The sequence below is a fragment of the Microbacterium sp. HMWF026 genome (assembly GCF_003061325.1).
Lineage (GTDB): Bacteria > Actinomycetota > Actinomycetes > Actinomycetales > Microbacteriaceae > Microbacterium > Microbacterium testaceum_E.
Genome location: NZ_QAJB01000436.1, coordinates 1 through 1,629, shown reverse-complemented (window position 1 = coordinate 1,629; position 1,629 = coordinate 1). Strand labels below are relative to the sequence as shown.

General features: G+C 70.1%; 1 protein-coding gene. It reads right to left on the bottom strand.

What is annotated here, in order from left to right; genetic code table 11:
* Positions 1-1,629: DEAD/DEAH box helicase (locus DBR36_RS15875; RefSeq protein WP_108320676.1), on the bottom strand; the 1,629-nt coding region annotated here is incomplete at both ends.

Here is a 1,629-nt window from a genome sequence, read left to right as displayed (position 1 = left end):
CGCAGAAGGTGCATCAGCGCCGACAGCTGCACCGAGTCGCTCGAGCCGGGCTCGATCGATTGGCCGTCGAGGGCGCGCTGAGCGAGCCCCTCTTTCGAGTCGATCAGTTCGGCGATTTTTGTGTCGATCGTGTGCGCGGCGATGATGCGCCACGCGGTCACGGGTTCGCCCTGGCCGATGCGGTGCACGCGGTCGATCGCCTGCGTCTGCTCGGCGGCGGTCCACGACAGCTCGGCGAGCACGACGTTGGACGCGGCCTGCATGTTGAGGCCGACGCCCGCGGCGGTGAGCGAACACACCGCGATGCTCACGCCGGGGTCGCCGTTGAACGCGTCGATCGCCGCCTGGCGGGCGGTCGAGGTCTGCTCGCCGCGCACCGACACCACCTTGAGGCCGGAGGCCTTGAAGTGGGCCTCTGCGGCATCCATGACATCGATGTGCTTGGCGAAGAAGACGACCTTGCCCACCGAGCGCTGCAGCTGCACGGCGTAGTCGGCGGCGAGGTGCGCCTTGGCCTGACCGATGCGGCGGACCATCGTGAAGACGTTCTCGCTGCCCGAGCCGGCCGCCTTGGCCTCTTCGAGCTCGCCGTGGGCGACGAGGCGGACGATGTCGTCGTCGATCTCGCCGGGCGCGAGGCCCCGGTCGCCGCGCGCCTCGATGATGCGACGGTACTTGGCGGCGAGGCGGGCGCCGAGTTCGCGCTCGGCCTGACGGATCGAGCGGCCGAACTCGTCGTCCAGCTCGACCGGCAGGTCGGCGACGAGCTTGTCGGGCAGGTCGGCGGCGACGTCCTTCTTCTTGCGCCGCACGATACCCATCGAGATGACCGCTTCGCGCGCCTCGGGGTAGAAGGCCTTGTCGGCGGGCGTCAGGCCCGTGGCATCCAGTTTCTCCATCAGCTCGGGGCCCGGCTTCTCGCCGTTGGTCCAGCCGAGGAAGCGCCAGATCGCGTCGAAGTCCTCGACGTCGTTGATCAGCGGCGTGCCGGTGAGGGCCAGCATGAGCGGGTCGCGCGTCTGCTGACGGACACGGGATGCCAGAGCCAGCACGTTCTGCGAGCGCTGCGACGTGAGGTTCTTGATGAAGTGCGCCTCGTCGACGACGACGCCCTTGAGCCCGATCGACGACAGCCACGAGAGGTGCCGGTCGAGGATCTCGTAGTTGACGATGAAGACGTCGGCGAAGGCGTCGATGTCGGCGCCGCCGCCCGAGATGACCGTCGCGCGACGCTGCGGCGTCCAGCGCTGCACCTCGCGCGCCCAGTTCATCTTGACGACGTTGGGGACGACCACGAGCAGCGGGTACGCGTCGGCGACGGATGCCGCGAGCACCGACTCCGCGGTCTTGCCCAGGCCCGGCTCGTCGGCGAGCAGGAACGAGCGGTGACCGGTGCGGACGGCCTCGAGGAAGCGCGACTGGTGCGGCATGACCTCGAGGCCGCGCGGCGAGAGCCGATCGAACTCGGGGACGGGCGGCAGCTCCATGCTCGCGGCCGAGCCGCCGGCGCCCGTCTCGAACGCCTTGTACAGCGGACCCATCAGCTCCCAGCCGTCGAGGCGGCGGCGCGGGGCATCGCCGGTGGCGCGGGGGGTGAGGTCGGGCGCGAGGAAGGGGTTGGCCATCTGC